This window comes from Gryllotalpicola sp. CP2-P1, assembly GCF_057512245.1.
The window spans coordinates 1-4764 of sequence record NZ_JBLRDT010000190.1 but is presented as its reverse complement, the minus strand read 5'-3'; the positions used below and the strand labels follow the sequence as shown (position 1 = coordinate 4764).

Sequence of the window (4764 nt, the reverse complement as noted above, 5' to 3'; positions counted from 1 at the left end):
CGAGACGCCCCCGAACACCGCCCCGACGAACGCGCCGGGCAGCGTGACCAGCCCCGTCGTGCGCGTCTGGTCGGTCGTGGGCACCATCGCCGCGTGGATCGCCCGGCGCACGAGATCGCGCGTGGCCACCCGCGGCGTGGCGCCCAGCGCGAGCCATCCCTCGACGTCCTCCCACCGGTCATCGACGAGCTCGACGAAGCGGCGGCCGCTGAGCGTCGCGATCGTCATCGCGTTGCCGATCACGATGCCGCCGATCGCGAGCACGTAGCGTGGCGAGAATTCGATCGCCCCCGTGAGGAACACGATCGCCAGGGTGATCAGGATGCCCGCGCCCATCGCGACGGCCACGGGGGTGAGGCGTTCGCGCAACGCGCCGAGGCGCCGCGCCGCCGTCCAGGATGCTACGGCGAACATGACGACGAGCGCGGCGCCGATCCACAGAGCGCTGTGGATGATGCCCGAGAGGACGAGGCTGATCGCCGCGAGCTGCAGTGTTCCGCGCAGCACGGCGAGCGCCGGGGCGAACGGCTTCGGTGCGCCGGTCCACGCGAGCAGGCCCGTCGCCAGGGCGACGAGGGCCAGCACGCCGACGAGCGAGAGCGCTGCGGTTCTGAGCTCGAGCATCGATTTGCGCCGGCGTCAGTCTTCGCCGATGTCCTCGTTCCACAGGTGCGGGTGCTCGTCGATCCAGCCGCTCATGAGGGCGATGAGCTCAGGGTCGTTGACGACGGTGACCTCGACGCCGTTCTCTGCGAGCCATTCCTGGCCGCCGAGGAACGACTGGTCGTCGCCCACGATCACGCGACCGATGCCGAACTGCCGCACGAGCCCCGAGCAGTACCAGCACGGCGACAGCGTCGTGACCATGACGGTGTCGCGATAGGACCGCTGCCGGCCCGCGTTGCGGAAGGCATCCGTCTCGCCGTGGATCGAGGGGTCGTCCTGCTGCACCCGCTGGTTGTGGCCGCGGCCGAGCAGTCGCCCGTCTCGGGTGAAGAGGGCGGCGCCGATGGGAATGCCGCCCTCGGCCAGACCCGCGCGCGCCTCCTCCACGGCGACCGCCAGCTTGGCGGCATCCGTCTCATACAGCGTCTCGCCCATCGCGCCCACTTACCCGCGCTCGTCTGCCGCGTCGACGCCCACGACCAGCTCGGGCTCGCTCTCGAGCGGGCCGCCCAGCCGCACCTTGAAGGCGCGGAACAGCGCCCAGTAGATGACGGCCGCCAGCACGAAGCCGACGAACGGAGTGATGTCGCCGACGTGCTCCGCGAGCGGGCCGGCGTAGAACGACTGGTTCGAGAACAGCCAGATCGAGATCGCGCCACCCACGACGAGCGCGATCGGGCCGGCCCAGTTGCGGTACTTCGCGCTGTCGGGCACGAACTCGGCGATCGAGGTGCCTCGGCGCAGGAAGCGGTCGACCAGGATGACGCCGAGCCACGGGGCGATCCAGTAGGCGATGACGAGCAGGAAGTTCTCGTACCACTCTTCGAAGTGCTGGTCGAGCACCGCGACGAGTGCGATGAAGAAGCCGATGATGCCGAAGCCGAGAGCGATGATGGCGCGTCGCAGGCCGAAGCGGATCTTGATGCCGGCCGCCAGGAACGACATCGCGCCCGAGTAGATGTTGAGCGCGTTGGCGGCGATCGCGCCGACGCAGATCGCGAGCAGCGTGAGGTCGCGCAGCCAAGTCGGCAAGGAGTGCACGAAGCTGTCGGTCGGGTTGTCGCCCGGGAACAGGATGTAGACGGATGCCGCACCGGCGATCATCAGCACCGTGCAGCTCACGAAGTCGCCGAGACCGGCCGCCAGCCCGAGCTGCAGCTTGCTGACGTCCTTCTTCTGGTAGCGCGTGTAGTCAGAGGCGTACGGGTTCCAGCCCGCGGCGTAGCCGAACGCCGCAGACACCGTGAGCGTGAAGCCCCCGAAGCCCCAGCCGGCGCCCTTCGGTGCAGCGCCGTCGCCGGTGTGGCTGAAGATCACGATGACCGCGATCAGGAAGATGATGCCGAGCACGATGGCGGCGTAGCGTTCGAAGTGCTGCACGAGGTCGTGGCCCACGAACGCGAGCCCCACCTGCACGACCACCACGATGATGAGCGCGAGCCAGGCCGGCATGCCGGTCAGTGCGCTGAGCGCCAGCGTGCCGCTGACCGAGTTCGTCGCGAACCAGCCGAGGCCGGCCATCACGGTGTTGATGGCGGCGGGCAGGATGTTGCCGCGCGTGCCGAACGCGGTGCGGCTGAGCACCAGCTGGGCGAGGCCCTCGCGGGGGCCCCAGGTCGAGAGGATGCCTTGAGTCAGCGACCCCAGCGCATTGCCGATGACGATCGCGAGGATGGCGGCAGGAAGACTCAGGCCGAAGAACGCCACGGCGATCAGGCCGACGTACACGGTCGCGAACTCGAGGTTGGGCGAGCTCCAGGTCGCGAACAGCTGCCACGGCGAGCCGTGCCGGCGGTCGGCCGGGATCGCCTCGATGCCGCCGGCTTCGATCAGGGTCGACGCCGGGGCTGCGGGCGCAGTGGGGGTGGTGGTCATGATCGGATGCTATCCGCCCCGCCGTTTCCCCCGCGTTTCCGCTCGCCGAAGCGGGGGCCGAACAGCGCGATCACCGCGGCGATGACCACGGCGACCGCCGCACCGATGAAGGTCTCGACCCCGCGCTGCCAGATGAGCGGGCCGATCGGCTGAGGGCCGCCGAGCTCGCCCAGCACGAGCACGAGCGGTGTGAGCAGGGCGAGAGCGAGCGAGTAGTTCCGCACCACGACGAACTCGGCCCCGGCCTGGAGCAGAACCACAAGGATGATCGCGGCGAACCCGCTCGGGTGCGCGAGCAGCAGCAGAGCGCCGAGCCCGAGGCCGATGAGGGTGCCGACGAAGCGCTGCGTCGCACGCAGCACACGGTGGCGCCCGCTCGGCGCCGAGAGCGCGGCCACACCGGAGACCATGGCCCAGTAGGGGTGCCCGATGCCGATCAGTGCCGGAATGGCGCCGGCCACGAATGCGCCGACGAGGAAGAGCGTCGCGTGCCCGAAGTGACCGCCGTCGTGCGGCGGCACCACGATCGGCTTCAGGTAGGGGTTGCGCAGCCTGCCCTCGTGCGCGCGCCAGATGAGTCGGCCGACGTAGCCGATGAGCAGCGCGAGTGCGATGGATGCCACCGCCACGGCCAGACCCTGGCCGTAGACCTCGGGCCGCAGCGGCACGAAGGCGACGGCGGCGAGAGTGAACACCTGGAACATCGGCCCCGGCGGAGTCCAGCGCACCCGGTCGGCGAGCAGCGACGCCCCGCACGCCCACAGCGCCGCGATCGGAATGACGAGAAGGGTGCGGTGCGGCGACAGCGCGATCGCGCCGCCGACCGCGATCGACAACAGCTGGGCACCGCCGGCGATGAGCTGCAGCCGCAGCCGCGACACGTGCGGGAAGTTGCGGCCGTAGACGCTCGTGAACGCAGCGAAGACGGCGAACAGTGCCAGGTCGGAGCGACCGGTAGCCCAGAGCGTCACGAGGGGGATCGCTGTCGCCAGGCCCACGCGCAGGGCCGCCCAGTGATCGCGGTCGTAGGGGCGCATTTCGAGCAACTCACGCCACTGCGGCGCCAGCCGCCCTTCGGGCCGCGGGTTCTGTGGTGGTTCGCCTGGTGCGGAGTCGCTCATCACCATCAATTCTTCCGACTGCTGCCGCCGGTCGTGGTCATGAGCACGAATCTGTGGATAAGTGTTCGCATTTAGGTTGCCGCGTTTGCCATTTTCTTCGGACTTGTGTTATGCTAATGGCGTCCCCGCGCCACGAGGATGAGAGTACGGATGCCGCAGGCTGAGCCTGCCTGGCGTTCGGAGTGTGACCTGGAAGGGGTCGTGCCGTGGCTGCGTGGGGCAGGGTCTGCGTGAGGCGTCCGAGCGCGTCACGGCGATGATGCCGGCTGCCACCGACCTTCTGAGCGATGACCAGCTGGTCGGCTTCGCGCAGGCGGTGGAGGCTCTTGTTCGGCAGGCCGATGCGCTGAGCATCGCCGTCGCTCGCGAGTTCGACCACCGCACCGACGAGACGCTCGGTGAGGACTCGCTCGCCCGGCGGCTGGGGGCGCGGAAGTCCTGGGGTGCGCTGGAGACGGTGACGCGCACGTGCGCGAAGGACGCCCGGGAACGGGTGCTGGAATCGCGGCGGCTGGCGAAGCTCCCGGTCATCGAGTCCGCCGTGCACGAGGGTGTCCTCGGCCGGGCGCAGGCGGTCGCGATCATCGGCCCGCTGCTCGAGGCCGCAGACCGGGCGGAGACCGCGCTGATGAGCGCCGCGTGCGAGAACCTCATCGAACTCTCCAAGACGCTGCCGGCGACCGCCGGCGTCGAAGCCGCTGAAGCATGGAAGCTGGTACTCGACCCCGACGGCATCGAACCGGTGGAGAAAGCCGCCATCGAGAAGCGGTTCTTCCGCCTGGGGCGCGCTCGAGACGGCCTCGTGAGACTCACCGGGCTGCTGCCGGTCGAGCAGGCCGCCGCCATCCGCGCCGTCCTCGACGCCTACGTCAACCCACGCGCCGGCTCATCCGTGCGGTTCACCCCCACCGGCGAGGCCACCGGGGCCAGCCACACCGACAGCGGCCCTGGCGACGGCGCCCATAGCGGCAGCGCCGCCGGCACCGGTGCCGAGCCGGAGGTCGACGGGTCCACGCACCCCCTGCTCACCGCCACCGAGGTCGAACCGCCCACAGACACCCGCACGAGGGAACAGAAGCAAGCCGACGTCATCCACGCCGTC

5 protein-coding genes are annotated in these 4764 nt (G+C 70.0%); 1 reads left to right on the top strand and 4 read right to left on the bottom strand.

Going from position 1 to position 4764, the window contains the following annotated elements; all coding sequences use genetic code 11:
- The 4 genes from ACM2XV_RS12405 to ACM2XV_RS12390 all read right to left on the bottom strand — a co-directional run.
- The coding region (locus ACM2XV_RS12405) for an ABC transporter permease (RefSeq protein ID WP_487027142.1) at positions 1 to 624 on the bottom strand (624 nt) is incomplete at its 3' end.
- Between the two features lie 15 nt (positions 625 to 639).
- Positions 640 to 1101, bottom strand: a complete 462-nt coding sequence (locus ACM2XV_RS12400; RefSeq protein WP_487027141.1) for a nucleoside deaminase — start codon at positions 1099 to 1101, stop codon at positions 640 to 642.
- A gap of 9 nt (positions 1102 to 1110) precedes the next feature.
- Positions 1111 to 2541, bottom strand: coding sequence for a purine-cytosine permease family protein (locus ACM2XV_RS12395; protein WP_487027140.1), 1431 nt, complete (start codon positions 2539 to 2541; stop codon positions 1111 to 1113).
- Complete coding sequence (locus tag ACM2XV_RS12390) at positions 2538 to 3662, bottom strand: FUSC family protein (RefSeq protein WP_487027139.1); 1125 nt, start codon at positions 3660 to 3662, stop codon at positions 2538 to 2540. The genes ACM2XV_RS12395 and ACM2XV_RS12390 overlap by 4 nt, the downstream gene beginning before the upstream one ends.
- 214 nt (positions 3663 to 3876) lie before the next feature.
- Between ACM2XV_RS12390 and ACM2XV_RS12385 the strand changes: the two genes are divergently transcribed.
- Positions 3877 to 4764: DUF222 domain-containing protein (locus ACM2XV_RS12385; protein ID WP_487027138.1), on the top strand; the 888-nt coding region annotated here is incomplete at its 3' end.

Bases quoted from the DNA above. Each gene is read 5' to 3' on its own strand.
- ACM2XV_RS12400 (WP_487027141.1), bottom strand. From the start codon at position 1,101: ATGGGCGAGACGCTGTATGAGACGGATGCCGCCAAGCTGGCGGTCGCC.
- ACM2XV_RS12395 (WP_487027140.1), bottom strand. From the start codon at position 2,541: ATGACCACCACCCCCACTGCGCCCGCAGCCCCGGCGTCGACCCTGATC.
- ACM2XV_RS12390 (WP_487027139.1), bottom strand. From the start codon at position 3,662: ATGAGCGACTCCGCACCAGGCGAACCACCACAGAACCCGCGGCCCGAA.